The following is a 26,120-nucleotide window of genomic DNA, read 5'->3' as shown; positions in this document are numbered from 1 at the left end:
CGGGCGAGGGTTGCGCCGGGGCGAACCCCGGCGCCCGAGCTTATTGCAGCAGGGCCGACAGGTTGCCGCGTGCCTCGTCGTTCAACCAGCCACCCCAGACGTCCTTGTAGGTGGTCAGGAAGTACACGGCAGCCTCTTCGTTCGAGGCTTCGTTGGCTTCCTGCCACGCCAGCACTTCGCCCATCTGGGCGTTTGTGAACGTGACACTGCCCATCAGTGCTGCGGCGTCCGGTTCACGGTCGACAAAGGCTTGGGTCGCGGCCGTCACCACATTCGACACAGGGTATGCGGACAGGCCGGGTGTGGCGCAGTCTTCCAGACCGTTGCACGTGTGGGTGTCGGCGTCATAGGCGGGCATTTCTACCTGCACCATCGGATATTTGCCCAGAACGGATGTGGGTGCCCAATAGTAGCCAAACCAAGGTTCTTTCGCTTCGTAAGCAGCGGCGATCGCCGTTGCCAGAGTCTCGCCCGAACCGTGCTGAAAACGTTCGACGCCCGCATCAGCCAAACCGGAGGCTTTGAAGTTGTTGTGGTTGGTGATGTCACAGCCCCAACCCGACGGGCAGTCGTGGAACCGGCCACCGACCAGCTGTGGGTTCGCTTTGATCCCTTCAAGCGTCTTCAGCTCTGGATGCGCTTCGGCCAGATAGTCGGGGATCCACCACGCTTCGACGCCGCCATCGGACAGCACCTTGGACATCTCCACCAGTTTGCCCTCGCCTCGCAGCTCTTCGTAGACCTCGGTGTAGCTGGTCCAGAGCTCGGTCAGGATGTCCGGCTCGCCCGTTTCGGCCACGGATGCCATCGCGGGCACGGTGGTGGTGGGCACAACGGTCACGGAACAGCCATAGCCCTGCTCGAGCAGGAACTTGGCGACATTGGTGACCACGGCGGCAGACGCCCAGTCCATTTCGGTGATCGACACTTCGCCACAGTCGGCGGCGGCGATGGATGCAACAGACGTGCCCATCAGCAATGCGGCGGCAAATGCGAGTTTTTTCATGAGTTTGCTCCCTGTTCTGGCGGCATTTTCGCAGAAGATGGGCCAAGTGATAGACCCAAATTGCCACAGACTTACAGTCCAAACCCGCCCGTGCCGCGAAATTCGCCGCCCAAATCCACACGGCCTGATCACAATTTCGCTCTGTCAGGACAAAGTGACAGTTTGGGCTTGGGCCGGAAGGGATCAGCTTGTTAGGGTCACAGAGGAACGAACGAACTGACGCAAGGACGATACCACATGGACGTGGCACAGGCCCTCGTGATGGCGATGCAGACATGGGGGATGATCGGCGCACTTGTTGCCGCGGTGTTCCTGACCATCGGAATCGACAGAATTGATGAAGATGCGCGCGGCGCTTACATTTTCCGCCCACTCCTGATCCCCGGTGTGCTGCTGATCTGGCCGATCGTCCTGTGGCGTTGGTGGCAGATTGAAACCAAACGTGCGGCGTGGGCCAATCGCTATCGTCCGGTGCGTGCCTCTTACGGTCTGGCCGTCATCGCGATGAGCATCGGTATCGTGGTCATCGTCATTACGGGCCTGAGCGTGCGCCAGACCTGGCCCGCTGACATCGCCCCTGTGCAATTGACCGAAGGGGCGAGCCAATGAGTGTCAAGTACATCCCCGTTCAATGGAACCCGAACAAGTGGATCTATGACGCCGTGATGCTGGCCGGTGTCGCCGCATTCCTGTGGGTGTTTCTGTATGTCACGCCCGGCGCGCTCAGCCACGAGCGCCCGATCAACCCGCAAATCCACAATGCCCGCGCCTTTGGCGCCTGTGCCTTTGTCATGTTGACCGTGATCCTGTGCATTGGCCCTGCAGCGCGGCTGGACAAGCGGTTCCTGCCATTGCTCTACAACCGTCGCCATTTCGGCGTGATGACAGCCTTTGTTGCCATGACGCATGCAAGCTACATCCTGAACTGGTATTTCGCCTTTTCCAGTTCGGACAAATATGTCGGCCTGCTCTATGCCAATTCAAGCTTTGGCCAGATCGCGGGCTTTCCCTTTGAAGTCTTCGGGATTTTTGCGCTGGTCTGTCTGCTGATCCTTGCGGCAACATCCCACGACTTCTGGCTCAAGTTCCTGACGCCGCCTGTGTGGAAGCGGCTGCACTACCTGATCTACGCGGCCTATTTCTCGGTCGCGGCACATGTGTCGCTGGGCATATTGCAGGATCAGCAGAACCATGTGTTCACGGTGCTGTTCCTTGTTGGTGCTGGGGCCGTCATCGTCCTGCATCTTGCCGCTTGGATGCGGGAGCGGTCCGAGGCGGCTGCCAAAGATGGCGCGTGGGCCGAAGTGGCGCGCGTTGGTGACTTCCGCGAAGGCTATGCCAAAATCGCCAAACTCGCGAACGGTGACCGCGTGGCCGTCTACCTGATGGAGGGCAAGCTGAGCGCCATTTCCAACGCCTGTGCGCACCAGAACGGGCCATTGGGTGAGGGCAAGATCATCGACTGTCTGGTCACCTGTCCATGGCACGGCTTTCAATACGACGTGCGCAATGGCCGCTCGCCCGCACCCTTTACCGAAAAGGTCCCAACCTACCGTGTCCGCGTGGTGGACGACATGGTCGAAGTACATCCTGACGCCAATCCACCCGGCACATATGTGGAACCGGTCCCGTTGCCAGCGCCCGAACCGGACCAGCCCGAAGAAGGGGTGACAGCATGAGCGACAAGCCATTCTTCGTTGGCTACCTGCCAGCCCCGGGGCCCTTACGCACGTTCCTTTTGACGGCCTGCGTCCTGTTGATTGCCGGACTGGCGGGCGCTGGTTTTCTCATGGGCGCTGCCCAGGACGACCCCGGCCCCGGCGCCTTTCGATTTGACTATGGCCGCCAGACCGTCACCGGTGTGGTGGAAATGACGCCCTACCCCGTCATCCACGTGACCGAGGGCAATGACCGGATCAAGCCCGGTGACAGCTTTCTGATGACGGCAGGCGGCAAGTCCGGTGTCGACAGCCGCGCCATGCCACTGAACGGCCAACTGGCGCAAGTGTCCGGGATCGTGCTGGAACGCGGCGACCTTTATATGATGCAGCTGCGCGGTGGCCGAAACGGTCTGCAAGCCGCCGAAGGTGACGCGCCAGAGATCACGCCGGAGCCGCAAGGCCGTTGGAAACTGGCGGGGGAGATCTGCGACGGCAAATGCCTTGCAGGCGCCATGCGCCCGGGCCGCGGATTGGCCCACAAAGCCTGTGCCAATCTGTGTCTGCTGGGGGATGTGCCTCCGATTTTCGTGTCGACCCAACCCGTGTTGGGTGAGGAATTCCTGCTGGTCATCGGCCCCGATGGCACCCGCCTGCCCCGCGAAGCCTATGATCATGTGGCGCAGTTCATCACCGCCGAGGGTGAGATCACGAAACATGGTGATCTGCTGATCTGGGAAATCGACGTGGACACGATCGAGGTGACGGAATGAAGCGTGCTTTCTGGCTGATCATCGCCGCACTAACGGCGGCCATCCTGTTCTACGTGTCCCGGTTCTGGTACCTGCGCCTCTGGCCGCGCGATGGGCTGTTTGGCGTCGACGCACTGCGCCCTCAGGGCGGGCTGGTCGGGCAATGGCTGCGCGGCACGGATCTCGCCCCGTTCGAGCTTTTGATCTGGGCCGTGGGTGCCTTCGTGATCCTGACTGGTCTGCAAAAACTCTACGATCTTTTGAACCCACCGCCGGAATGACCGGATCTGGGTCTTTTGCCATTCCCGTGTGCCGCGTATAGTGCTGGCAAAACAGCGAAAACGCATCTCGACAGGCACATGGTACGCAAACCCAAGAAAACGACACCCCCGACGTTTAACATTGCCCTTGTGGGTCAGGCCGGGCGGCTTGGGTACGAGGCCCTGCTGTTCGTAGCGTCCTTACGCGCCAAAAGCCCCAGTTTCGCAGGGCGCGTGCTGATCGCTGAACCGCAGCCCGGACCGCTGTGGCCCAAAGACCCACGCATGACGGGTGATGTGCGCGAGGCTTTGGAAGCCCTGGGGGCAGAGGTTGTTCCCTTTCAAAACCGGCATTTCGGCGCGCTCTATCCTTACGGTAACAAGATCGAGATGCTGACGGCCCTGCCAAAAGGTGAGCCGTTTGTCTTCTTCGACAGCGACACGCTTGTGCTTGGAGATCTGGCCGCAGTGCCGTTTGATTTTAATTATCCATCCGCGTCGCTCAGACGGGAAGGTACATGGCCACAGATTGAGCTGTATGGCCCCGGCTACGGTGAAATCTGGAAGTCGCTTTACGACATGTTCGGTCTGGATTTCGAAACCAGCCTCGATACCACGGAACCTGACGAGTACTGGAAGCGCTACCTGTATTTCAACGCGGGCTTCTTCTTTGGTGCCTGCCCACATGCCTTCGGCACCCGTTTCCTGGAATATGCGCTGGCGATCCGCAACACGCCGCCAGCACCCTTGGTCTGTCAGCCGCTTGATCCATGGCTCGACCAGGTGGCCCTGCCCCTTGTGATCCACAGCTTCGGCGGTGGACGCGACAGCGCCGTACATGGCCTGCTGGACGGCAGCGTCACCTGCCACTACCGCATCTTCCCCCTTCTTTACGCACGTGAAAGTCAAAACGTGATCGACACGCTCGAAGAAGTCACGGCGCCAAACAAGATCAAGAAAGTCCTAAAAGGCTACGATCCGATCAAGAGGATGGTCTTTCAGGGACGCGGTGCGAAGGTGCGTGCCTTGTTCGATCAGAACGACATGCCACGGCGCGAACAGGCCATCCGAAACCGGATCAAATCCAACGGCTTCTGGATGCGCTGACCCGTTACGCTGCGTCAAAAACTTTGCGCGCGCCAAATTTGAGACATTTTGGGCCATTTTCCCCCTTACATACGCGTCTCAGGATATTAATTCCTCAGTCAATAAAAATTGACCCCCCACATTCGGATGGCTGAGATGACGCAATCCCTTACACGTTTTTTGACGACACTTTCGCACGCATTCTGCAATGACCGGCTGGACCTGCTGGCCGATCACTTCACCTACCCGCTGCCGCTCTATACACGGGGCGAACTGCTGGTCTTTGGCTCACGCGATGTTTTGATCGAAGCTCTCGAGCTCTATCGGAACGTGGCCTGCAAGTCCCGTATCACCCAAATCACACCGCGGGTGGTCGCCACCGGTATCCCAAGCAAGGGGTATTCCCAGGTCTGGACGGAATGGGATCACTTTAATGACGCGGGCACCCTGAAATGCACCAGCCAGGTGCGCTACGCAATCTTTCAGGACAGGATGGCCCTGCATCCCAAGATCGAGATGATCGATTACACATCGATTGGCTTTCCTGAGGTCTGCGCGTCATTGCCCCTGATGCAGACGGCCTGAGACCACGAAGCCCAGCCTGCCCTTGCCCACATCCGTTGCATTGCCTAACCATGCAGGCGATGCAATTGACCCGGCGCTTACCGCCGGACGTGGGAGAAAACTATGACCGACGGCCCAAAATACGGCTTTGACACCCTTCAGATTCATGCGGGCGCACGGCCGGACCCGGCCACAGGCGCGCGGCAAACACCGATCTATCAGTCGACCGCTTTTGTTTTCCGCGACGCGGAACACGCCGCAGCCCTCTTCAACCTGCAAGAGGTTGGCTACATCTATTCCCGCCTGACCAACCCAACAGTGGCCGTGCTTCAGGAACGCATCGCCACACTCGAAGGTGGCGCCGGTGCGGTCTGCTGCTCATCCGGTCACGCCGCGCAGATCATGGCGCTGTTCCCGCTAATGGCGCCCGGCCTGAACGTGGTGGTGTCGACCCGGCTTTACGGTGGATCGGTGACGCAATTCAGCCAGACTATCAAACGTTTCGGATGGGAGGCGACATTCGTCGACTTTGACGATCTTGATGCGGTCAAGGCGGCCATCGATGACAACACTCGCGCCGTATTCTGCGAAGCGATTGCAAACCCGGGCGGATACATCACCGATCTTGACGCCATCGCGGCCATTGCCGATGCAGCAGAAATCCCACTGATCGTCGATAACACCTCGGCCACGCCGTATCTGTGCCGCCCCATCGAACACGGGGCCACGCTGGTCGTGCACTCGACCACCAAGTACCTGACTGGCAACGGCACGGTTACGGGTGGCTGCGTGGTGGACAGCGGCACCTTCGACTGGTCCGCGAATGACAAGTTCCCGTCGCTCAGCCAGCCCGAGTCCGCCTATCACGGCCTCAAGTTCCACGAGACATTCGGCCCGCTCGCCTTCACGTTCCACGGCATCGCCATCGGCCTGCGTGACCTCGGTATGACGATGAACCCTCAGGCGGCGCATTACACGCTCATGGGCACCGAAACCCTGTCGCTGCGCATGGATCGGCATGTCGAGAACGCGATCAAGATCGCGGAATGGCTCGAAAAGGACGACCGCGTCGATTACGTCACCTACGCTGGCCTGAAAAGCTCCCCCTACTATGACCGCGTGGCCAAGATCTGCCCGCGTGGTGCGGGTGGCCTGTTCACCTTTGCGGTCAAGGGCGGCTACGACGCCTGTGTGAAACTGGTGAACGCGCTGGAAATCTTCAGCCACGTTGCGAACCTCGGCGACGCGCGCTCGCTGATCATCCACTCGGCGTCGACCACGCACCGCCAGCTTACGGCAGAACAGCAACGTGCTGCGGGGGCCGCACCGGAAGTGGTACGCGTCTCCATCGGGATCGAGGATGCAGACGACCTGATCGCTGATCTGGACCAGGCGCTGTCCAAAGCTGCTAGCTGATCCGGAAAACTAAGGGGCGCAGCTTTCTGGCTGCGCCCCTTCCTCGTTTTCCCCTTGGATGCGGCCACACGCAGGGGGCAGAGCCCCCTCAAAAAATGTCGTCGCGCAGCGCGGCCTTTGGATCACGGCTCGAGCGAGAAGCTCATCGACACACGCGACGTCACGACCAACTCCCCTGCCGCAATCGGTACGTCAGCAGACCTGGCTGCGGCAAACATCTCGGGCCGTGGTGCGTTTAGCCCTCCTTCGCTCAGGCTCAATACGGGACCAAGGCCGACACCGGCTGCAGCACTCAGTTGCGCCGCCTTCTCCATGGCATCCCTGACGGCTGCGGCCCGCGCTTCGGCCTCGGCCTCACTCGGGTCCTGCAACTGGAACTTCAATCCATTGAACGTGTTGGCCCCAACTTCGAGCACCTGATCCAGCACACCGCCCAAACCCTCCAGATCCCGCACGCGCACGGTCACCGCATTGCGTGCTTCAAAGCCGGTGATCTGGCGGTCGGTCGAGTCAAAGCCGCTCCAAACAGGGTTGACGTTCAACTGCGAGGTCTGAATGTCCCGTGCCTCAATCCCCTGTTCCGACAACACTGCAATCAGGGCCGTCGCATCGGCGCTGACCTTGGCGATCGCATCGCCGGCTGTTTCGTCAACATGCACGACACCCAGTGAAATCACGGCCATGTCGGGGGTAACGGCCACCTGACCTTCACCCGATACGGACAACACAGGGCCGTCATCCTGCGCGGCAACCGCGCCTGCCACCATCATCCAGACCGCAGCACTTACCAAAGACAGTTTCATAGCAATCTCCAATCTCTATATTGGTCCGACATTTCCCGCGTGGGTGGCGCATGCGCAAGCCGGTCATGTGGCTTTTTCTTTGCATGGGCAAAGACCTGCTTTATTCTTCGCGCAACCACCCCCAGTGTTCCGTTCGGAACGCACAGTTGTTATGGGCAAATTATGAAGCCTGAATTTGCGTTATCCTTGTCCTTTGACGGGATCCGACTGCTGCACCGCGCGGCAGGAGGGTGGCGTGAAGTGGGTGCCGTGGATGTCGGCACCGACGATCTGACCGGAAGCCTCAAGGCGCTGCGCAAGCAAGCCAACGAGGTCAAGAACAAACGGCTCCGTACAAAGCTGATTATTCCGGACAACCAGATCAAGTATCTGACCATCGATACCGGAGACATTGACCTCGAAGCGCGGCGCGAAGCGGCCAAAGATGCGCTTGATGGTGCCACCCCCTACGCGGTGGATGCGCTTGCCTTCGACATCTCGGTCGATGGGGACAAAACGCACATCGCTGCCGTTGCACACGAAACCCTGTCCGAGGCCGAAGCGTTTGCCGTCGAGCATCGCTTTCACCCGGTCAGCTTTGTCGCGGCCCCCGAGGGGGACGGGTTTCTGGGCGAACCGTTCTTCGGGCAAACGGCGCATGCCGACAACGTGTTGGCCGACGGTGCTGAGGTCGAGCCCGACGGCATTCGCGTCGTAATCGTGTCGCACGAGCCAGAGCCAGAGCCAGAGCCAGAGCCAGAGCCAGAGCCAGAGCCAGAGCCAGAGAAAACTGTCTCCGAACAAGATGCAACAGCGGACGATAGCGCGCCCGAAACCGTAGAGACGGCAAAGGTCGACCCCCCCGAACCCGACGCGGACAGTACACCTGATCCTAACAAGAAAGCCGCACCTGATAGCGGTGAGAAGTCTGTCGCTCCCAAAAGCGCAACGCCACTTCCGGAAGATGTTGTTGGGACCAAAGACGAAGTGACAACGCCGATCAATGCAGCGCTTGCCGCCAAGCCTGACCAGACCGACCCTGGGCCTGTCACAGCAAAGGAACCAACGGCCAAACCAAAAGCGCCAGAAGAAAAGGACGCGAGCGAACAGCTTACGTTGCAAGCCGAGGACATCGTCGCCAAGACCGAAGAAGAGGCGGCAACACCCCGGGCATCAGAGGAGGAAACGCCGGACGAGGCTTCCGCCCTTATGGGCTTCGCGACACGGCGTCGTGCAACGGGCGAAGGCACATCTGCCGCACCATTGGGTGGTGTCACCCGCGATGCCTCCGCCAAACGCCCAGCAGCTCGGCTGAACGTTGCCGGCACGACAGCGGACAAGGCGCCTGCCCTTGATCCGAAACAGGCAGCTTCCAAAAGCCTGCGCGCTGCACCGCCTATTGAAGACTTGCCGCCCGAAACGCTACCGGCGCCAAAGAAAGCGGCTGCAGAGAAAACTGGCTTCCTGTCGCGGCGAAAGCCCAAACGGATACCGCCCGCCCCTCCTTCGATCCAACAGGCACCCGCGCAGGCTGCGCGTGCAGGATCGCCTGCCCCGGCGGTTGCCGCAGCGACGGATGCCGAAGCGCAGCGCATGACGGTCTTTGGCGCGCGGTCAGATGTGCAAGTGGGAGGCAAACCGCGTTATCTGGGCCTGATCCTGACCGTCATCCTGCTTGTCTTCCTCGCAGGTGTGGCAGCATGGGCCTCTGTCTTCCTCGATGATGGACTTGCCAAGTTTTTCCCCAAACGGGAGCGTACCCTTGCATCAACCCTGCCAGCAGATGCAGGGCAGTCTCTGGCCGAGGATGTAGGCGCAACCGTTGAGCTGGAGCCGACCGAGCAAAGCGGTGACGAGTTGATTGTCGCCTCGCTCAACGAAGGTCTCAGCGATGACGGGCTGACGGCCGAAGATGCTGCCGTGCTGGATGCGCTGCGCGATCCACAACCCGATCCGACCGTTCAGGAAGAGCTCGACACAGCCGCCCTGGAAGCACGCTATGCCGTGACAGGCATCTGGCCCAAAGCACCGGACATTCCCCCGTCACCGACAGGTTTGATCGTGTTGGAGGACCTCTATGTCACCGGCATCGATCCTGTCAGCCCGGCCCTGGACGCGATCGCGGTACCGGGCACGGGGTCCTATCTGACTGATGCGGCCCTGCCTGATATCACGTCACCTCCGCCACCCGGAACCAACTTTGCGCTGGACGAAAGTGGCCGCATTGTCCCGACCGAGGACGGCGCACTCAGCCCAGATGGGTTCACGGTGTTCCTGGGATCCCCCCCGCTCAAACCACCAGCTGCCCGTCTGCAGCAAGAGGACGTTCCCGAGACAAGCAGCACGCCCAACACGGCTGCACTGGCGCAGGTCCGGCCCCGTGAACGTCCAAACGATCTGGTTGAGCAAAACGAACGCGCGACACTGGGCGGTCTGTTGCGGTCCGAACTTGCCTTGTTGCGGCCCCGCCTGCGCCCAGCCGCCCCGCAAGAAGCGGAACCGGTGCAGGACGTCGACACCACCGACCTTGCCGAAGAGGATGTGACCGAACCCATCAGCGCACTGGCTGTGGCACAGTCCATCCGGCCCGAGACGCGGCCCCGGAATTTCGACCGTGTGGTGGCCCGTGCCAGCCGCACCGCCACCGCACCGCAACGCGTTGCGGCCGTTGCCCCCCGAACGGTCACTCCGGCCATTCCGTCGTCAACCTCGGTCACGCGCGAGGCAACCGTGCGCAACGCAATCAACCTCAGCCGCGTTAACCTGATCGGCGTCTATGGCACGCCGTCCAACCGCCGCGCGCTGGTCCGGCTGAAAAACGGCCGCTATCAGAAGGTCAAAGTTGGTGACCGCTTTGACGGCGGGCGCGTGTCCGCCATCGGCGACAGCGAATTGCGGTACCAGAAAGGCAACCGCAACCTCGTCCTGAAAATGCCAAAAGGGTAGCAGGACACCCGTCCGGTGTCCCTCTGTGTGCTTTGTGGGAAAATGGGCGTGTGGCGTTAATCAGCCACCAATTCACCGGTATTGATCTGTTCCTGCTCGATGCTCTCGAACAACGCTTTGAAGTTCCCCTCGCCAAAGCCGTCATCGCCCTTGCGCTGGATGAACTCGAAAAAGATCGGGCCAATGACCGTCTTTGAAAAGATCTGGAGCAGGATCCTGGTCTCACCCCCGTCGACCACACCTTCACCATCGATCAGGATGCCATGTTTTTTCATCCGATCAATCGGTTCTTCGTGGTCAACAACCCGGTCCTTGGACAGATCATAGTATGTGTCGGGCGGCCCCGGCATGAACTTCAAACCGTTCTCGGCAATCGCATCCGTGCTGTCATAGATGTCGTCAGACCCCACCGCGATATGCTGGATACCTTCGCCCTTGTACTTTTTCAGATATGCCACGATCTGACCTGTCTCGCCCCGGTCCTCGTTGATCGGAATGCGGATACGACCACAGGGGGACGTCAGCGCGCGGGAAAACAGGCCTGTGAACTTGCCCTCGATGTCAAAGAACCGGATTTCCTTGAAGTTGAACAGGTCCCCATAGAACCGGAACCACGTGTCCATGTTCCCCTTGTGCACATTGTGCGTCAGGTGATCGAGATAGAAGAACCCGACGCCGCGCGGCTTGGACTGTGCCAACCATTCGTATTCGTCGTTATAGGGTGAGGTGTCGTAGTACTGGTCGACAAAATAAATCAGGCTACCACCGATGCCATAGATGGCTGGCACATCCAGCACCTTGCCATCGCCCTCATAGGGCTTGGCCCCGAGCTTCACCGCACGCTCGAAGGCGTGTTGCGCATCCACGACCCGCCAGCCCATCGACGGCGCGCAGGGTCCATGCTCGTCAACAAAACGCGCCCCGAAGCTGTCCGCTTCGGCGTTCAGCACATAAGTGATATCGCCCTGTTGCCACAGCTCGATGTCCTTCGCCTTGTGCTTGGCGACCTTCTCATATCCCATCCGGGTGAAAAGCGTGCGCAACGCCTCCGGCTCAGGATGTGCAAACTCGACAAATTCAAACCCATCCGTGCCGGCCGGGTTGTCAGCGGAGATGGTCGATTTCGGTGCGTTATGCGGGAACGGGCCCATAAGAATACCTCCTTGAACAGGTTTAATGCAGATATGGGGCTATAAACGCGCGGTATCTGCGCATAGTTTCGCGCAAACCTTTCAATCCACGCGTTTTCAGCGCATCATGTAAGGGAAATTGGACGAAATCCCGCAGATGCTTGATTCCATCGACACCCGCCTGCTCGCCGCCCTGCAAAAAAACGCACATCTGACAGCACAGGAACTCAGCGCCATGCTGCACCTGTCGGCCAGCCAAGTGGGGCGCAGACGCCAACGGCTTGAGGCCGAGGGCTACATCGAAAGCTACGTCGCCCGCCTGGATGCCAAGCGGCTGGGATTGACCGTTCAGGGATTCGTACAGGTCCAGTTGTCCGTGCATGGGCCAGAGCACGCCGCCAGCTTCGCCCGCCTGATCAACACCCAGCCGGAGGTGACAAGCGCGTGGACCATGACGGGTGAGGCTGATTACCTGCTGCGCGTCTACTGTGCCGACCTGACAGCGCTGAACACCCTCATCCATGATGTGCTTCTGCCCCATCCCGCCGTCGCACGGGTGCACAGCCAGATCGTCATGGACCAACTGAAACGCGACGGCCCCCTACCCACCTGAGACCAACAAAAACCACCCTGTGCAGTGCGCCGCGCTACACCGCTCGATACAGCATAAGAATGATTTCGCTCATTGGGACCGCGCACCCATTGTTCCACGCAGCCAATTCGGGCCAAGTTGTTTCCTTCGCCTTGTATTTCGCCGACACCGAGGCATCTTGAGAACAGACCGAAACGTACAGGGTCCAACATGGAAAGTTTTCTCTACCAAGCTTCGATCTACCTCGCCGCTGCCGTGATTGCCGTGCCGCTGGCGTCGCGCTTGGGGCTTGGCTCTGTTCTGGGCTATTTGGCTGCCGGTATTGCCATCGGTCCCGTTCTGGGCCTTGTCGGCGCCGAAACCGAGGACTTGCAGCATTTCGCCGAATTCGGCGTGGTCATGATGCTCTTTCTCATCGGTCTGGAACTTGAACCCAGGGCGCTTTGGGACATGCGGCACAAATTACTGGGTCTGGGAGGGTTGCAAATCGTTCTGTCCGCACTGGCACTGATGGGCGTTGCCATGGCCTACAACCAGCCGTGGGGTATAGCACTTGCCATCGGTCTGACTTTGTCGCTGTCCTCAACCGCTATCGTCCTGCAGACCCTTTCGGAAAAGGGTCTTATGCAGACCAGCGGTGGCCGATCCGTGTTCTCTGTCCTGTTGACGCAGGATATCGCGGTCATCCCAATCCTCGCATTCCTGCCCCTGCTCGTCGTGACCCTACCGGTACAGATCACCGGCGATGGCTCCATCACCCGTGCCCATGGCGACGACCATGGCGGCCATGGGCACGCTGCAACCATGAGCTTGGTCGAGGGCCTACCCGCCTGGGGTGTTACGCTGGTGACAATCGCGGCGGTCATTGCCGTCATCCTCGCCGGTGTGTTCCTGACCCGGCCAGTGTTCCGGTTCATCCACGCGGCCCACCTGCGCGAGATGTACACAGCGCTCGCCCTTCTGATTGTGGTTTCGATCAGCTTTCTGATGATGCTTGTAGGCCTGTCCCCTGCGCTTGGTGCCTTCCTCGCCGGCGTGGTGCTGGCCAGCTCGGAATTCCGGCATGAACTTGAATCGGACCTCGAACCCTTCAAGGGCCTGTTGCTGGGATTGTTCTTCATCACGGTCGGCGCGGGCATAAACTTTGATCTGCTCTTCCGCGATTGGCCCGCGCTCCTGTCGATGGCGATCCTCGTGATCGGGATCAAGGGCTTCCTGCTCTATCTGCTGGCCGTGTCGTTCAAGATCCGGGGGCGCGACCGCTGGCTCTTTACCCTTGGCCTTGCCCAAGCAGGTGAGTTTGGTTTTGTCCTCGTGGCGTTCTCGGTGGGTCAGGGCGTCATCCCGCAAAGCGTAGCTGAAACGCTCCTTCTGGTCATTGCACTGACCATGCTGATCACCCCCCTGCTCTTCATCCTCTACGAGCTACAATCGCGTCGCATCGCGAAGCGCGGGGTCGAAATCGAAGCCGACGAGATTGACGAAGACGGCCCCGTGATCATCGCGGGCATCGGCCGGTTCGGCCAGATCGTGAACCGCCTGCTGCAAGGTTCCGGGTTTAAGACGGTTGTTCTGGACCACGACATGGAAACCATCGCCCTGATGCGCCGTTTCGGGTTCAAAGGGTTTCTGGGCGATCCCAGCCGCCCTGACATCCTGCATGCCGCGGGGCTAGACACCGCGCGCGTGCTGGTGGTTGCCCTGGACGACAAGGATGCCTCCACGCGGCTGGTCGCCTATGCCCGTAAGACACGGCCCGACATCCACATTATCGCACGGGCGTATGACCGCGTGCATGTTTACCGGCTCTATCAGGCAGGCGCGGATGACATCGTGCGCGAGATGTTCGACAGTTCCCTACGCGCGGGGCGCTACGCGCTCGAAAACCTGGGCCTCACAGAATACGAAGCTGCCGAAGCCGAGCACGTGTTCTATGCCCATGACCGGGACGCAGTGCGGCAATTGGCCGAAGTGTGGGACCCGAACGTACCCGCTTCCAAGAATGACGCCTATGTCGAGCGCGCCAAGTCGCTGGAAAAATCGCTTGAGGCTGCTCTGTCAGCCCGCCAGGAAGAACCCAAACGGGCCTGACTAACGAACATGCCAAGGGTTGGCGGGTGGGCGAATTTGCGCAGCAAAGAGAGCACCCGTCAGCCGTCGGACACGCCCGCCTCGGCAAAGGTTGCCATGCCGGAATGGCAGGCAATGGCTCCTTTGAGCACGCCGATGGCAAGCGCTGCACCTGATCCTTCGCCCAAACGTAATCCAAGCGACAGCAGTGGGGCCTTGCCCAATGCATCCAGCATCCGGCCATGCGCTGCCTCGGCGCTTTGATGCCCCGCCACCACATGATCCAACGCGCCCTCTTGCGTCTTTGCAAGGCACGCAGCCGCAGCCGTACAGATGAACCCATCCATGATTACGGGGATGCGTAAGGACCGCGCCCGAGCGATGGCACCGACCATCCCGGCCAGTTCACGCCCGCCCAGACGCATCAACACGTCCAGCCCGTCGGTCGCCGCGCTATGCAGGTCCAGCCCATCCGCAACCACTTGCGTTTTGAACGCCAGCGCATCGCCTTCAACCCCGGTGCCACGCCCCGTCCACTCACCAGCGTCACCGCCAAACAGCTTGGCCGCGATGGCGGCGGCAGAGGTCGTGTTGCCGATCCCCATCTCGCCCACGACCAACAGGTCCGCATCCTCGGCAACAGCGTCCCAGCCTGCATGCAGGGCTTCCACAGCCTCGACCTCAGTCATGGCCGGGCCCTGGGTGAAGTCAGCCGTCGGTGTATCCAGATCCAGTGCCACAACATCCATACGGGCACCAAACGCCTTGGCCAGTTGGTTGATGGCAGCACCACCATGTTCGAAATTCGCAACCATCTGCACCGTCACTTCCGGCGGAAAGGCGGAAACGCCCCGCGCTGCAACCCCATGGTTACCCGCAAAGACGATGACCTGCGGCTCATCAATCGACGGGCGCGCATCGCCCCGCCAGCCTGCATACCATTGCGCAAGATCCTCAAGCCGGCCCAGAGCACCGGGGGGTTTGGTCAATTGCCCATTCCGCTCTGCTGCGCCTGCCAATGCCGATTGATCCGGACCGGGCATGTTGGCCAATAGAGCGCGCAGCGCATCCAAACTCTCAAAGCTCATGGGTCTTGTCCTTGCCTGTTGGTCCCACGCTCTTTACCCAATCGGAACGCACCCGCAAGTCAGGACCGGACATGGCACAGAATGATTCCGACATTGCCCTTGCGGCACGCCTCTGGGACGTGCCCGCCGCACTGGTATTGCTGACGCGCCTTCCCATGCCTGCCCTACCGGATCATGTCTTTGCCCATGGCGCGCGGGCCGTTTGGGCCTACCCCGTTGTCGGATTGGTGCTGGGCAGTCTGCTGGCGCTGTTCGCCGCCACCCTCAATGCGCTTGGTTTATCCGCACCTTTCATCGCGGGTTTGACGCTTGGTGCGCTGGTCATGCTGACCGGTGCCATGCACGAGGACGGGCTGGCCGACACAGCCGACGGTCTTTGGGGCGGGCATGATCGGGACCGACGGCTTGAGATCATGAAGGACAGCCGCATCGGAGCCTATGGCGTGCTGGCGCTGATTGTCGTGATGGGCCTGCGCTGGCTGGGACTGGCCGAGGTGTCATGGGTCGGATTGATCGCCGCCCTGATGCTAAGCCGCGCAATGATGCCACCGCTCATGCTGGCCCTGCCCCACGCGCGCAACACAGGTCTGTCCCATAGTGTCGGTGCGCCTGGCATGGGCACCGTCGTGGTTGCAGTCTTGATCGGAGTTGTCGGGGCTACAGTGTTGGCGGGTGGCGCAGGGCTGTTGGCAGCGATTGTTGCGGGTGCAGTCACCCTGATCGCCGGCCTGGTGGCGAACGCAAAGATCGGCGGGCAAACCGGGGACATTCTGGGCGCGACCCAAATCTTGACCGAGATCGCTGTCCTGTTGACGCTGGCCACAATGGCCCAATAAAAAAACGTGTCCCCGCGGGGACACGTTTGTTTTCAGCGGCTTACGTTTTTTGTTAACCGGATTTTAAGCAGCGATACGGCTGCTCAGCACGTCGCCCACTTCCTTGGCGGCGGCAATCTCGTCTCCACCAGAGACAGCGGCCACTTCACGGGTCAGACGCTCAAGCGCCGCTTCATACAGCTGACGCTCGGAATAGCTTTGCTCGCGTTGGTCGTCGGTGCGGTGTAGGTCGCGCACCACCTCGGCGATGGCAATCAGATCGCCTGAGTTGATCTTTTGCTCATATTCCTGTGCCCGGCGGGACCACATGGCGCGCTTGACCTTGGCCTTGCCCTTGAGTGTCTTCATGGCCTGACTGATCACGTCGGGGCTCGACAATGCACGCATCCCGATCTCGGTCGCCTTGTTGGTGGGGACACGCAAAGTCATCTTGTCCTTCTCGAACGAGATGACGAACAATTCCAGTTCAATACCTGCCACTTCCTGCTTTTCCACGGACGTGATCTGACCCACGCCGTGCGCGGGGTAGACGACGTATTCATTGGGGCGGAAGTCGAGTTTCTTAGATTTTGTCATTCCTGATCCTCATGCGACTCCGGGTTGGCCAGCCTTTTTGACAGTCAAAACCGCATCAGGCGGGGCATGCACTGCCACGTCTTGTTGCGGTTCAGGTCAAAATATTTGGTCGGGCCCGAAGCATTGCAACGGGTCGAGGCAGCGTCCGTCTGTCAGTTGTCCAAAGACCATAACACAAAAACGGTGGATTCGAAAGCTGCCCTAAAGGAAACTTTCAAAAGCCCCTTATTTTCCAAGCCCATACGTCTCGATTTTTTGATCCGTTGCGCTGATAAAAGCGATTCGCTGGCTTATCCGCCTTCGCCCGCGTTTTCTGAGAAGAGCTCCATCTTGCCCTCCTTGCCGTCCATCTCTTCGGCGGTGGGCAACGGGTCCTTCTTGGTGATGATCACCGGCCACATCTCGGAATACTTGCGGTTGAACTCGACCCACTTCTCCATATCCGGCTCCGTGTCGGGGCGGATCGCATCGGCGGGGCATTCGGGTTCACATACGCCACAGTCGATGCACTCATCGGGGTGGATCACCAACATGTTCTCACCCTCATAGAAACAATCGACCGGACATACCTCGACACAGTCGGTGTATTTGCAGGCAATGCAGGCGTCGTTGACGATATAGGTCATAAGGGGTGTCTCATCTCATCGGGCATAGCTTAGCTAAAGGAGTGAGCGCCATCATTCAAGATGGCGCGACCGGGAAAGATCAGCTTGCCGCCTGTCTTTCTTGGTTGGACGGCCTTTTCCTTCGAACCTTGGGTTTTCCGGAACGGGCGTTTCTTTTGGCGGCGGAGGTGGGGACATATCGTTATAAAGCGCCTGCGCTTCGGGAGCCGGTCCCCGACGTGTGCCGATGGCTTTGACCTCGATCACCCGGACCACACGACCTTGTGAAAAGGTCAGCACATCCCCCGGCGCAATTGTTGTTGATCGCTTGGTGATCCGGTCGCCATTCACACGCACATCACCGGCGGCAACACGGGTAGCCGCGAGCGACCGTGTCTTGAAGAAGCGCGCAAACCACAGCCACTTGTCTAGCCGCAGTTTGTCCGCTTCATCAGCCACTTACTTGTCGTCCTTCAACCCCATAAGGGCTGCAGCAAAGGGGTTGTCAGGATCAATCGCCTTTTCCTTCTTCGGCGGTCGAGCCGAGAAGTTCTGGGGCTTGTTGCCACCGTCGCGACGCGGGCCTTTGCCCTTGGGCTTGCCGCCCTTCGGACCACCTTTGCCACGCGGTTTACCGCCCTGTTGCGGGCGCCGATTCCCTGCGTTGCGTCCCCACGTGAAGGTGTAGAACACCTCCATCTCTGGACCGGTGTCTTCCTCTGTACTCTCGGTTGCCGGGGCGTCTCCCGACTTCGCTTCTGGGGCCTCTTCCGCCCCTGCGCTTTCAGATTGCGGAGTTTCGGTTTTTTCCGGCGCAGCGGCCCCCTCGGCCGTCGTTTCCGTCGGAGATGCTTCCGTTTCCGTTTTGGCTTCGGGTGCAGGAACTGCGTCAGAAGGCTTGACCTTTTCCCGCTCCCCCTTCTCTGACTTGTAGCCAAGCCCGTCCATCAGGCCCGCAAACTGTTCCAGAGTCATGCCCGTAATCGACAACATGTCAGCCTTGGCTTCGAACCCGCCGCGCGAGTCCTCTGCGCGCAACATGTCTGCCAGACGCTCCAGCATGTCGATGCGGATCGCCCGTTCGCCTGCGTTGCGGTAGCCCGACATGGTATCAACGCCCTGCGGGCCGTCAGCCATGGCAGGCACGGTCACAAGCCCGGGCGGCGGTGCTTCAGGGAATTCAGCCAGCCCATTTGTCAGTGACCACAGCACCAGACGCAGGCGCGTGGGTGCAGGTTTCAGCAGCAAGGGCATGAAGATGGTGAACTGACCAAAACGGATGCCATGCTTGCGCAGCAGCCCGCGTGCATCCTGGTCCAGCGCTTTGACATCGTCAGCAACCGTGGCGCGCGGCAGCACACCCAACCCCTCGATCATCTGGAACGCAAAGCCTTTGGCCAGACCGGTCAGCGCCTCGTCCTTCTGCATGGCCAGAAGCGGCTCGAACAGAGCCGCGACCTTGCGGTCGATGAAGTGCTGCAAACGGCGCTGTACTTTTTGCGCAACGTCTGGGCCTGCGACATCATCCACGAACACCTCGACCATGGGTTTCAGCGGGTCCTGTCCCGCCACCAGCTTGCCCACGGCAGAGCTGCCCCACATCAGGCCACCCTGTTCGGTGAAATCCAGCTCGGTGTCCGGTGCGTTATAGAACCGGTCGGCCCGCAGGTGGAAATGTGGCGCCAGCGCCTGCAGCGCCGCGGTCTTGATCGTCTTTGCCTCGGCCGCGCCCGCCCCCTTGTCCTGAGAGAACCGGAACCCGTCCAACTTGCCGACGAACTCGCCTTCGACAGTCACTTCACCTGCGTCATTTACTTCGGCCACCATGGCCTCCTTCTGGCCTAGTCGGCGCAAGAGCACGCTCGTGCGCCGATCTACAAATCTTTGTGTCAGTTTTTCGTGAAGAGCATCTGACAAGCGGTCTTCTACATGGCGCGTCTCGTCGCGCCAATGGCTTTCGTCATCCACCCACCCCTTGCGTTGCGCCACATATGTCCATGTGCGGATAAACGCCAATCGCTTGCTGATGGCGTCAATGTCGCCATCCGCCCGGTCAATACGTTTAATTTGCCGCGCCATCCAGTCATTCGGGATGGAGCCACGCTCGTGCAGATAGCGGAAAATCACGTCGAGCAGGCTGGAATGTTCCTGATGGCTGATGCCCCTGAAATCCGGCACGCGGCACACATCCCAAAGCAGGCGGACCGATTGGGCGTCCGTACAGCGGGCCGTGACCTCGGCACTTTCGCCCAGCGATTTCAACGCTTGCGAGTCGTCCGCTTCCCGTGCCTTGACCAGCACCTCGTGATCCGAGGGCGCCTCAAGGCTGCGCACCAGCGCATCGATGGTGCCAAATTGCAGGGCATGGTTGCGCCATTGCAGCTTGCTGAGCGGGGTAAAGCGGTGATCCATGATCGCCTGCGCCACACCGTCATCCAACGGGCTGACATCACCGGTCACGCCAAAAGTGCCGTCTTTCTGTCCGCGCCCGGCCCGACCGGCAATCTGCGCCAACTCGTTGGGGGCAAGCGCACGCATCCGCCGCCCATCGAACTTGGTGAGCGAGGAAAAGGCCACGTGGTCAATATCAAGGTTCAGCCCCATGCCGATGGCATCGGTCGCGACAAGGAAATCCACCTCGCCATTCTGATACATGTCCACCTGCGCGTTGCGGGTGCGAGGGGACAGTGCCCCCATGACCACAGCCGCCCCGCCCTTTTGTCGGCGGATCAGTTCGGCAATGGCATAGACGTTATCGACCGAAAACCCGACGATGGCCGACCGGGGCCGCATCCGGCTGATCTTTTTCTGACCGGAATACACAAGCTGCGACATCCGCTCGCGCCGCATGAACTGCGCTTCAGGCACAAGGGCCGCAATTGGCCCTCGCATGGTGTCAGATCCCAGAAACAACGTTTCGTGCAGGCCGCGCGCCCTGAGCAGCCGGTCCGTAAAGACATGGCCGCGTTCTGGATCGGCACAAAGCTGGATTTCATCGACGGCAAGGAAATCGCAGCCCATCCCTTCGGGCATCGCCTCGACCGTACAAACCCAGTACTGCGTGCGCGGTGGCACAATCCTTTCTTCGCCCGTGACCAGCGCTACGACTGATGGGCCGCGCAAGGCAACAATGCGGTCATAGACCTCGCGCGCCAACAGACGCAGCGGCAGCCCAATCACACCCGTGCGATGGCCCAGCATCCGTTCGATGGCATAAGTGGTCTTGCCTGTGTTGGTGGGGCCGAGAACGGCAACCACCCGCGCGTCGCCCGACATGGGCTGTCCCCCGGTAACTCGTCAGAGTGTGCGGCCGATGCCTTGGGCCTTCAACTGCTCAAGCGCCTTGGTGGCGTTTTCATGATGCGGATGCAAGTCGAGAACCTGCTGAAACGCCCGTTCGGCCCTAACGTTGTCTCCGAACTCCTGAAACATGACGCCCAAACCGAAGATAGCATTGTAGTTGTCGGGGTTCAGGGTCAGGGCCTTTTCAAGATCGCTCAGGGCCGGGCCATACAGGTCCTTCATGTAAAAAGCCGTCGCGCGGGCATGCCAGCCCTCGGCAAAATCGGGGGCATGGTCGATCAGCGCGGTCAGATGTTCGATGGCAATGTCCGGTTTCTCGTTCTCAAGCGCATCACGACCTCGGCGCAGCAGCATATCGAGCGCGGTCGAGCCCGATTGCGACCACTCCCGCTCAATCTCCCGCGTAAGCCGCGTGGCCTCAGCAGGCTCGGCATCGCGCAGCGCTTGCAACTTCTCGTCCAGCGATGATTGCGCGGCGGCGGGTAAGGAATTCCCTACTGTCAGTAAAAGTGCCGTGACGACAGGGTAGAGTTTACGCAAGTGAGTGCCCATAACGATGAATGTAACAGGCCGGGCCGCAAATTCCAGAGACCGCACCCGTCCACAGACCGAAAAGGGCATCAAAGATGAGTGACACAGTGACCGAGGCCGTGGCCGTGCTGAACGAAAAGCTGGCTGGCGCAGATTTCACCGGCACCGCGAAATTCGACATCGAAGGCGAAGGCGCCATTGTCATGGACGAAAACGGCGCACGTGCAGCCGACGAAGACGCAGACGTGACACTGTCGGCTGACGCAGACACGTTCCGCTCCATCCTCGAGGGCGACACGAACCCGACATCTGCCTTCATGACCGGCAAGCTCAAGGTCGATGGCGACATGGGTATGGCGATGAAACTGGCCTCCGTGCTGGCCTGATGACCCCGACGGCTGCCCCCCTTTTCACCGATGTGCACCCTGCACCGCTGGACGGAGCCGCCTATTGGGCGACCGCGGCGGACGGGGTGCGCATCCGGTTGGGCGTGTGGCAGCCGGATGCGGCCAAGGGAACGGTTCTGCTGTTTCCCGGCCGCACCGAGTACATCGAGAAATACGCGCCATCGGCAGGTGAGCTCGCCAAGCACGGCTTCGCTACAATCGCGATTGACTGGCGCGGCCAAGGGCTGGCAGACCGAATGTTGGACGATGCGCGCATGGGCCACGTTCTTGCGTTTTCCGACTATCAACTTGATGTGACTGCCACAGTCACCGCGGCCCGCGAACTGGGCCTACCAGAACCATTCTTCCTGCTCGGCCACTCGATGGGCGGCTGTATCGGCCTGCGTTCCCTGTACGAAGGGTTGCCTGTTAGCGCCGCAGCCTTCACTGGCCCAATGTGGGGCATCCGCATCTCGGCCCATCTGCGCCCGGTCGCCTGGGCCTTGGGCCGCATGATGCCCGCGATCGGACAGGGCCACCGCCTGCCGCCCGGAACAATCATCGACTCCTATGTTCTCACGGCCCCGTTCGAAGACAATCTGCTGACCACCGACCTCGAGATGTACGAAATGATGCGCGATCAACTGCGCGCGCATCCTGACCTCGCCCTCGGCGGCCCTAGTTTCGTCTGGCTGCGTGAGGCCCTCGACGAAACACTGGCCCTGTCGCGCATGGCGGCTCCGAAACTGCCCTGCGACACTTTCCTTGGAACCAATGAGCGCATTGTCCACGTGGGGCGCATCCACAACCGGATGGACAGCTGGGAAGACGGCAACCTGCACTTGATCCACGGCGGCGAGCACGAGGTGCTCATGGAAGGTGCCAAGACCCGCATCGGCATCTTTGACACCATGACGGCCCGCTTCGCCGACGCAGCCTGAGGCTGGTCTGACCCACCAGACATGCTAGGTTCGCTGCCATGAGCGGCGCACTGACCTTTACGCCTGCAGGCATCTACTGCCCCGCAGGCGACTTCTACATCGACCCATGGAAGCCGGTCGACCGGGCATTGATCACACATGGCCACGCGGACCACGCGCGCTGGGGCATGGAATCGTATCTGGCCACCGACATTGCCGCACCCGTCATGCGCCATCGTCTTGGGGACGTCTCCATAGACACTGTGAGTTACGGCGAGCGGTTACAGATCGGCGGTGCAACCGTATCGTTCCACCCGGCCGGCCACGTGCCCGGATCGGCCCAAATCCGCGTCGAAGTTGCGGGCGAGGTTTGGGTCGCTTCGGGCGACTACAAGGTAGTGGATGATGGCCTCTCGACCCCGTTCGAGCCAGTCAAATGCCACCACTTCATCACTGAAAGCACCTTTGGCCTGCCTGTGTTCCGCTGGCAGGATCAAGACGTGATCGCCGCGCAGATCAACGACTGGTGGGCGGGCTGCGCGGCAGCGGGAAAAACCGCCTTTCTCGGCTGCTATGCATTGGGCAAGGCGCAACGCCTCTTGTCCATCCTGAACTCCGACATCGGCCCGATCCTGACACACACCGCCATAGAGAACACCAATGCAGTCATGCGCGGACAAGGCATCGCTTTGCCCGATACCGTGCAAGCTAGCCCGGACCTGAACCCCAAGGATTACACAGGCGCAATCGTTCTGGCCCCACCGTCGGCGCTTGGATCCGCTTGGGCCCGCGAGTTCGGGCCACAGGAAAACGCGTTCGCCTCCGGTTGGATGGCACTTCGTGGCATCCGGCGACGGCGTGCAGGTGACCGTGGCTTTGTCATCTCAGACCATGCCGACTGGTCCGGGCTCCTGTCAGCCATCACAGATACGAGTGCGGAAAACATTTATGTCACGCATGGTTATACAGAAATCTTCACACGCTATCTGAATGAGCAAGGCTGGAACGCGCAGGTCCTGCAAACCGAATTCGGAGGAGAGGATGCCGAGGACGAAGCCGCATGAAACGCTTCGCCGCGCTGTTCAACGCTATCGACCAATCCACAAAGACAACGGTCAAGGTCGCAGCCCTCGCGGAGTATTTCCAAGAGGCCACTGAAGAAGACCGTATCTGGACCATCGCCATCTTCTCGGGCCGTCGCCCCAAGCGGGCGGTCAATACCACACGCCTGCGCGAATGGGGTGCCGAGGTCGCGGGCATCCCCCTGTGGCTCTTCGAAGAAGCCTACCCAATCGTCGGCGATCTGGCCGAAACCATCGCGCTGGTTCTGCCTCCGCCTCGCACAGAAACAGATTACGGATTAACCCATTGGATCAATGCATTGCGTGATCTTTCTCAAGTCGAAGAACCCGAGCGCAAGGCATTCGTCCTCGACGCATGGGCATCGCTCGACCCCACCCAACGCTTCCTGTTCAACAAACTGCTTACCGGCGGCTTCCGCATCGGCGTCAGCCAAAAACTGATGACCCGCGCCCTGGCCCGCGCCACCGGCAAGGATGAGGCCGAAATGGCCCACCGCCTGATGGGCGACTGGAACCCGGCCACCACCACATGGTCACACCTGATCCTAGAAGATGATCCCGCCGCTAACGCCTCGCGCCCATACCCGTTCTACCTCGCTTACGCGCTGGAGGACGAGCCGGAAAACCTCGGGGAACCAAATGATTGGCAGGCGGAGTGGAAGTGGGACGGCATCCGCGGCCAATTGATCCTGCGCGATGGTGAACACTTCGTCTGGTCCCGCGGCGAAGAGTTAATGACCGACCGCTTCCCCGAACTGGCCCGCGCGCGCGATTTCATCCCTGACGGCACCGTGCTCGATGGTGAGTTGCTCGCCTGGGGTGAAGGCGCGCCACAAAACTTCAACGCCCTGCAAAAACGGATCGGGCGCAAAACCGTGCCCAAAAAGCTGCTGACCGAAGCGCCCGTGATCCTCTATGCCTATGACCTGCTCGAATGGGAGGGCAAAGACTTGCGGCAAACGCCTCTCCGGGATCGTCGTGCCACTCTGGAAACCCTTTGCAAATCTCTGCCCGACGATGCCCCTGTCAAACTCTCGCCCACCGTCGACTTCGAAAGCTGGACCTCTCTCGCCCAAACCCGTGCCACCGCCCGGGATGCGCAAGCCGAAGGGCTGATGCTTAAACGCATGGACAGCCCCTATCTCACTGGCCGCAAGAAGGGTGATTGGTGGAAATGGAAGCTCGACCCACTGACCATCGACGCGGTGATGATCTACGCCCAATCGGGACATGGGCGGCGCGCCAACCTGTTCACCGACTTCACCTTCGCCGTCTGGAACGGCAACGACCTCGTGCCCTTCACCAAGGCTTACTCCGGCCTGACGGACGAAGAGTTTCGCAAGATTACGGCTTGGGTCAAAAAGAACACCCAGCAGCGCTTTGGCCCCGTCCGGCAGGTCACGCCGCATCACGTGTTCGAAATCGCCTTCGAAGGCATCCAAGCCTCCACGCGGCACAAATCGGGGGTAGCGCTCCGCTTTCCTCGCATGTCACGGTGGCGCCACGACAAACCCGTGCAAGAGGCCAACAGCCTCGACGACCTGAACGAGATGCTTAAGGCTTATGGATAGCGCCCCGCCTCCCTTCGCGCCGACCTCACCACAAACAAAACTACCCGCAGACGCTTGGGACGCTCATGTCCACCTATTGGGCGGGCCCCAACATCCGCTATGGGACGGTCGCGTACAAAACCCGCCCGAAGGCATTGACTTCGACAGCTGGATCGACCGCTACCGCGCCCATCTTCAAGCACTAGGATGCACGCGGGGCCTGATCGTACACTCCATTCTCTACGGCACTGACAACACTGTCACTCTCGAAGCCGTCCGCGCGATGGGCAAAGGGTTCAAAGGCGTCGGCCTCCTCCCCGACGGTGCATCAGACGCTGACATCAAACACTTCGCCCACGCAGACATCGTCGCTGTGCGCCTCAACTACGTTCATGGCGGCGTGCTCACCTGGGATGGGGCCAAGGCCATGGCCCCCGCGCTCGCCGATCATGGGCTTCACATCCAGATGCTGTTGCATGCCGACAAACATATCGACGAACTGGCCGACGATATCCGCGCCCTGCCCGTTCCGCTGGTGATCGACCATTGCGGCTGGCCCACCCAGCTCGACCCGAACACAGAGGCCATCGACACGCTGTGCGCGTTGCTGTCAGAGGGGCACGCCTACGTCAAACTCTCAGCCCCCTATCGGCTGGCAGATGACATCACCGGAACACAGCCACTTATGCGCCGCCTGATCGATGCCAATCCAGATGCTTGCCTATGGGGCTCCGACTGGCCGCACATCATGCTGAACGGCGCACAAATGCCGCATGCGGCTGCGCTCGCTGACAGCCTCGGTAGCATCACCACAGGAGAAGAAAGGCAAAGGATCTTCGTCGGCACACCAAACCGCCTCTTCGCCTCCTGATCCATCTTCATTTCGCAAGATAAACCGCGGGGTCTGGGGCAGAGCCCCAGCCGGGCGCCCCACTAAACATCCGGGCGCCCCATTCCCCCCCCCCCCCCCCCCCCAACCCA

25 protein-coding genes are annotated in these 26,120 nt (G+C 60.5%); 16 read left to right on the top strand and 9 right to left on the bottom strand.

Annotated elements, in window-relative coordinates:
- Window positions 1–40 precede the first annotated feature (40 nt).
- Window positions 41–1,006, bottom strand: a complete 966-nt coding sequence (locus tag AC6RA8_RS02480; protein ID WP_500350546.1) for a glycine betaine ABC transporter substrate-binding protein — start codon at window positions 1,004–1,006, stop codon at window positions 41–43.
- Between the two features lie 237 nt (window positions 1,007–1,243).
- Between AC6RA8_RS02480 and AC6RA8_RS02475 the strand changes: the two genes are divergently transcribed.
- The 7 genes from AC6RA8_RS02475 to AC6RA8_RS02445 all read left to right on the top strand — a co-directional run bounded on the left by AC6RA8_RS02475 (window position 1,244) and on the right by AC6RA8_RS02445 (window position 6,742).
- On the top strand, window positions 1,244–1,615 hold the full coding sequence (locus tag AC6RA8_RS02475) for a hypothetical protein (protein ID WP_500350545.1): 372 nt from the start codon (window positions 1,244–1,246) through the stop codon (window positions 1,613–1,615).
- On the top strand, window positions 1,612–2,685 hold the full coding sequence (locus AC6RA8_RS02470; protein WP_500350544.1) for a Rieske 2Fe-2S domain-containing protein: 1,074 nt from the start codon (window positions 1,612–1,614) through the stop codon (window positions 2,683–2,685). Before AC6RA8_RS02475 ends, AC6RA8_RS02470 begins: the two co-directional genes overlap by 4 nt.
- Window positions 2,682–3,437, top strand: coding sequence for a hypothetical protein (locus AC6RA8_RS02465; protein WP_500350543.1), 756 nt, complete (start codon window positions 2,682–2,684; stop codon window positions 3,435–3,437). The genes AC6RA8_RS02470 and AC6RA8_RS02465 overlap by 4 nt, the downstream gene beginning before the upstream one ends.
- Entirely contained in the window at window positions 3,434–3,697 is a 264-nt protein-coding gene (locus tag AC6RA8_RS02460) for a hypothetical protein (RefSeq protein ID WP_500350542.1), read from the top strand. Before AC6RA8_RS02465 ends, AC6RA8_RS02460 begins: the two co-directional genes overlap by 4 nt.
- A gap of 78 nt (window positions 3,698–3,775) precedes the next feature.
- Entirely contained in the window at window positions 3,776–4,783 is a 1,008-nt protein-coding gene (locus tag AC6RA8_RS02455; protein WP_500350541.1) for a GT-B fold glycosyltransferase domain-containing protein, read from the top strand.
- Between the two features lie 135 nt (window positions 4,784–4,918).
- Window positions 4,919–5,347 (top strand): hypothetical protein, encoded by a 429-nt coding sequence (locus AC6RA8_RS02450; protein WP_500350540.1) that lies wholly within the window; start codon window positions 4,919–4,921, stop codon window positions 5,345–5,347.
- 102 nt (window positions 5,348–5,449) lie between these two features.
- On the top strand, window positions 5,450–6,742 hold the full coding sequence (locus tag AC6RA8_RS02445; RefSeq protein ID WP_500350539.1) for an O-acetylhomoserine aminocarboxypropyltransferase/cysteine synthase family protein: 1,293 nt from the start codon (window positions 5,450–5,452) through the stop codon (window positions 6,740–6,742).
- A 122-nt stretch (window positions 6,743–6,864) separates the two neighbouring features.
- On the opposite strand, the gene AC6RA8_RS02440 is transcribed toward AC6RA8_RS02445, so the two are convergent.
- Window positions 6,865–7,545 carry an SIMPL domain-containing protein gene (locus AC6RA8_RS02440; protein ID WP_500350538.1) on the bottom strand — a complete coding sequence of 227 codons (681 nt, stop codon included), beginning with the start codon at window positions 7,543–7,545 and terminating at the stop codon, window positions 6,865–6,867.
- A gap of 162 nt (window positions 7,546–7,707) precedes the next feature.
- On the opposite strand from AC6RA8_RS02440, the gene AC6RA8_RS02435 reads away from it, so the two are divergent.
- Window positions 7,708–10,470: a hypothetical protein gene (locus tag AC6RA8_RS02435; protein ID WP_500350537.1), complete on the top strand. Its 2,763-nt coding sequence runs from the start codon at window positions 7,708–7,710 to the stop codon at window positions 10,468–10,470.
- 56 nt (window positions 10,471–10,526) lie between these two features.
- On the opposite strand, the gene hppD is transcribed toward AC6RA8_RS02435, so the two are convergent.
- A complete protein-coding gene (gene hppD / locus AC6RA8_RS02430) occupies window positions 10,527–11,621 on the bottom strand; it encodes a 4-hydroxyphenylpyruvate dioxygenase (protein ID WP_500350536.1) in 1,095 nt (364 codons plus the stop codon).
- A gap of 136 nt (window positions 11,622–11,757) precedes the next feature.
- On the opposite strand from hppD, the gene AC6RA8_RS02425 reads away from it, so the two are divergent.
- Together AC6RA8_RS02425 and AC6RA8_RS02420 are read left to right on the top strand one after the other, a co-directional pair.
- Window positions 11,758–12,213 (top strand): Lrp/AsnC family transcriptional regulator, encoded by a 456-nt coding sequence (locus AC6RA8_RS02425; protein ID WP_189369757.1) that lies wholly within the window; start codon window positions 11,758–11,760, stop codon window positions 12,211–12,213.
- A 189-nt stretch (window positions 12,214–12,402) separates the two neighbouring features.
- Window positions 12,403–14,283: a monovalent cation:proton antiporter-2 (CPA2) family protein gene (locus tag AC6RA8_RS02420; protein WP_500350535.1), complete on the top strand. Its 1,881-nt coding sequence runs from the start codon at window positions 12,403–12,405 to the stop codon at window positions 14,281–14,283.
- A 59-nt stretch (window positions 14,284–14,342) separates the two neighbouring features.
- Here the strand turns inward: AC6RA8_RS02420 and cobT are convergent, their stop codons facing one another.
- Window positions 14,343–15,350 (bottom strand): nicotinate-nucleotide--dimethylbenzimidazole phosphoribosyltransferase, encoded by a 1,008-nt coding sequence (gene cobT, locus AC6RA8_RS02415; RefSeq protein ID WP_500350534.1) that lies wholly within the window; start codon window positions 15,348–15,350, stop codon window positions 14,343–14,345.
- Between the two features lie 71 nt (window positions 15,351–15,421).
- Here cobT and cobS point away from each other — a divergent pair, with 71 nt between their 5' ends.
- The gene (gene cobS, locus AC6RA8_RS02410; protein ID WP_500350533.1) at window positions 15,422–16,186 is read left to right on the top strand and encodes an adenosylcobinamide-GDP ribazoletransferase; all 765 of its coding nucleotides are present in this window, start codon (window positions 15,422–15,424) and stop codon (window positions 16,184–16,186) included.
- 63 nt (window positions 16,187–16,249) lie between these two features.
- On the opposite strand, the gene AC6RA8_RS02405 is transcribed toward cobS, so the two are convergent.
- The 5 genes from AC6RA8_RS02405 to AC6RA8_RS02385 form a co-directional block, all read right to left on the bottom strand.
- The gene (locus tag AC6RA8_RS02405) at window positions 16,250–16,762 is read right to left on the bottom strand and encodes a CarD family transcriptional regulator (RefSeq protein ID WP_500350532.1); all 513 of its coding nucleotides are present in this window, start codon (window positions 16,760–16,762) and stop codon (window positions 16,250–16,252) included.
- Between the two features lie 290 nt (window positions 16,763–17,052).
- A complete protein-coding gene (gene fdxA / locus AC6RA8_RS02400; protein ID WP_500350531.1) occupies window positions 17,053–17,388 on the bottom strand; it encodes a ferredoxin FdxA in 336 nt (111 codons plus the stop codon).
- Window positions 17,389–17,439: 51 nt separating this feature from the next.
- Window positions 17,440–17,826: an RNA-binding S4 domain-containing protein gene (locus AC6RA8_RS02395; RefSeq protein WP_500350530.1), complete on the bottom strand. Its 387-nt coding sequence runs from the start codon at window positions 17,824–17,826 to the stop codon at window positions 17,440–17,442.
- Window positions 17,827–20,643: a helicase-related protein gene (locus AC6RA8_RS02390; protein WP_500350529.1), complete on the bottom strand. Its 2,817-nt coding sequence runs from the start codon at window positions 20,641–20,643 to the stop codon at window positions 17,827–17,829. It lies immediately after the preceding gene.
- A gap of 21 nt (window positions 20,644–20,664) precedes the next feature.
- Complete coding sequence (locus AC6RA8_RS02385; protein WP_500350528.1) at window positions 20,665–21,210, bottom strand: tetratricopeptide repeat protein; 546 nt, start codon at window positions 21,208–21,210, stop codon at window positions 20,665–20,667.
- An 86-nt stretch (window positions 21,211–21,296) separates the two neighbouring features.
- Here AC6RA8_RS02385 and AC6RA8_RS02380 point away from each other — a divergent pair, with 86 nt between their 5' ends.
- The 5 genes from AC6RA8_RS02380 to AC6RA8_RS02360 are packed head-to-tail and all read left to right on the top strand — an operon-like array spanning window position 21,297 to window position 26,010.
- Complete coding sequence (locus AC6RA8_RS02380; RefSeq protein ID WP_500350527.1) at window positions 21,297–21,587, top strand: SCP2 sterol-binding domain-containing protein; 291 nt, start codon at window positions 21,297–21,299, stop codon at window positions 21,585–21,587.
- Window positions 21,587–22,528: an alpha/beta fold hydrolase gene (locus AC6RA8_RS02375; protein ID WP_500350526.1), complete on the top strand. Its 942-nt coding sequence runs from the start codon at window positions 21,587–21,589 to the stop codon at window positions 22,526–22,528. The genes AC6RA8_RS02380 and AC6RA8_RS02375 overlap by 1 nt, the downstream gene beginning before the upstream one ends.
- A gap of 38 nt (window positions 22,529–22,566) precedes the next feature.
- Entirely contained in the window at window positions 22,567–23,571 is a 1,005-nt protein-coding gene (locus AC6RA8_RS02370; RefSeq protein ID WP_500350525.1) for a ligase-associated DNA damage response exonuclease, read from the top strand.
- Complete coding sequence (locus tag AC6RA8_RS02365; protein WP_500350524.1) at window positions 23,568–25,160, top strand: ATP-dependent DNA ligase; 1,593 nt, start codon at window positions 23,568–23,570, stop codon at window positions 25,158–25,160. Before AC6RA8_RS02370 ends, AC6RA8_RS02365 begins: the two co-directional genes overlap by 4 nt.
- Window positions 25,153–26,010: an amidohydrolase family protein gene (locus AC6RA8_RS02360; protein WP_500350523.1), complete on the top strand. Its 858-nt coding sequence runs from the start codon at window positions 25,153–25,155 to the stop codon at window positions 26,008–26,010. Before AC6RA8_RS02365 ends, AC6RA8_RS02360 begins: the two co-directional genes overlap by 8 nt.
- Window positions 26,011–26,120: the final 110 nt, after the last annotated feature.

The sequence above is a fragment of the Tateyamaria sp. genome (assembly GCF_059783535.1).
Note: the sequence above shows the minus strand (reverse complement) of the source record. Positions and strands in the feature narration are given on the sequence as shown.

Coding starts and splice junctions, on each gene's coding strand:
- AC6RA8_RS02480 (WP_500350546.1), bottom strand. CDS start 1,006: ATGAAAAAACTCGCATTTGCCGCCGCATTGCTGATGGGCACGTCTGTT.
- AC6RA8_RS02475 (WP_500350545.1), top strand. CDS start 1,244: ATGGACGTGGCACAGGCCCTCGTGATGGCGATGCAGACATGGGGGATG.
- AC6RA8_RS02470 (WP_500350544.1), top strand. CDS start 1,612: ATGAGTGTCAAGTACATCCCCGTTCAATGGAACCCGAACAAGTGGATC.
- AC6RA8_RS02465 (WP_500350543.1), top strand. CDS start 2,682: ATGAGCGACAAGCCATTCTTCGTTGGCTACCTGCCAGCCCCGGGGCCC.
- AC6RA8_RS02460 (WP_500350542.1), top strand. CDS start 3,434: ATGAAGCGTGCTTTCTGGCTGATCATCGCCGCACTAACGGCGGCCATC.
- AC6RA8_RS02455 (WP_500350541.1), top strand. CDS start 3,776: ATGGTACGCAAACCCAAGAAAACGACACCCCCGACGTTTAACATTGCC.
- AC6RA8_RS02450 (WP_500350540.1), top strand. CDS start 4,919: ATGACGCAATCCCTTACACGTTTTTTGACGACACTTTCGCACGCATTC.
- AC6RA8_RS02445 (WP_500350539.1), top strand. CDS start 5,450: ATGACCGACGGCCCAAAATACGGCTTTGACACCCTTCAGATTCATGCG.
- AC6RA8_RS02440 (WP_500350538.1), bottom strand. CDS start 7,545: ATGAAACTGTCTTTGGTAAGTGCTGCGGTCTGGATGATGGTGGCAGGC.
- AC6RA8_RS02435 (WP_500350537.1), top strand. CDS start 7,708: ATGAAGCCTGAATTTGCGTTATCCTTGTCCTTTGACGGGATCCGACTG.
- hppD (WP_500350536.1), bottom strand. CDS start 11,621: ATGGGCCCGTTCCCGCATAACGCACCGAAATCGACCATCTCCGCTGAC.
- AC6RA8_RS02425 (WP_189369757.1), top strand. CDS start 11,758: ATGCTTGATTCCATCGACACCCGCCTGCTCGCCGCCCTGCAAAAAAAC.
- AC6RA8_RS02420 (WP_500350535.1), top strand. CDS start 12,403: ATGGAAAGTTTTCTCTACCAAGCTTCGATCTACCTCGCCGCTGCCGTG.
- cobT (WP_500350534.1), bottom strand. CDS start 15,350: ATGAGCTTTGAGAGTTTGGATGCGCTGCGCGCTCTATTGGCCAACATG.
- cobS (WP_500350533.1), top strand. CDS start 15,422: ATGGCACAGAATGATTCCGACATTGCCCTTGCGGCACGCCTCTGGGAC.
- AC6RA8_RS02405 (WP_500350532.1), bottom strand. CDS start 16,762: ATGACAAAATCTAAGAAACTCGACTTCCGCCCCAATGAATACGTCGTC.
- fdxA (WP_500350531.1), bottom strand. CDS start 17,388: ATGACCTATATCGTCAACGACGCCTGCATTGCCTGCAAATACACCGAC.
- AC6RA8_RS02390 (WP_500350529.1), bottom strand. CDS start 20,643: ATGTCGGGCGACGCGCGGGTGGTTGCCGTTCTCGGCCCCACCAACACA.
- AC6RA8_RS02380 (WP_500350527.1), top strand. CDS start 21,297: ATGAGTGACACAGTGACCGAGGCCGTGGCCGTGCTGAACGAAAAGCTG.
- AC6RA8_RS02375 (WP_500350526.1), top strand. CDS start 21,587: ATGACCCCGACGGCTGCCCCCCTTTTCACCGATGTGCACCCTGCACCG.
- AC6RA8_RS02370 (WP_500350525.1), top strand. CDS start 22,567: ATGAGCGGCGCACTGACCTTTACGCCTGCAGGCATCTACTGCCCCGCA.
- AC6RA8_RS02365 (WP_500350524.1), top strand. CDS start 23,568: ATGAAACGCTTCGCCGCGCTGTTCAACGCTATCGACCAATCCACAAAG.
- AC6RA8_RS02360 (WP_500350523.1), top strand. CDS start 25,153: ATGGATAGCGCCCCGCCTCCCTTCGCGCCGACCTCACCACAAACAAAA.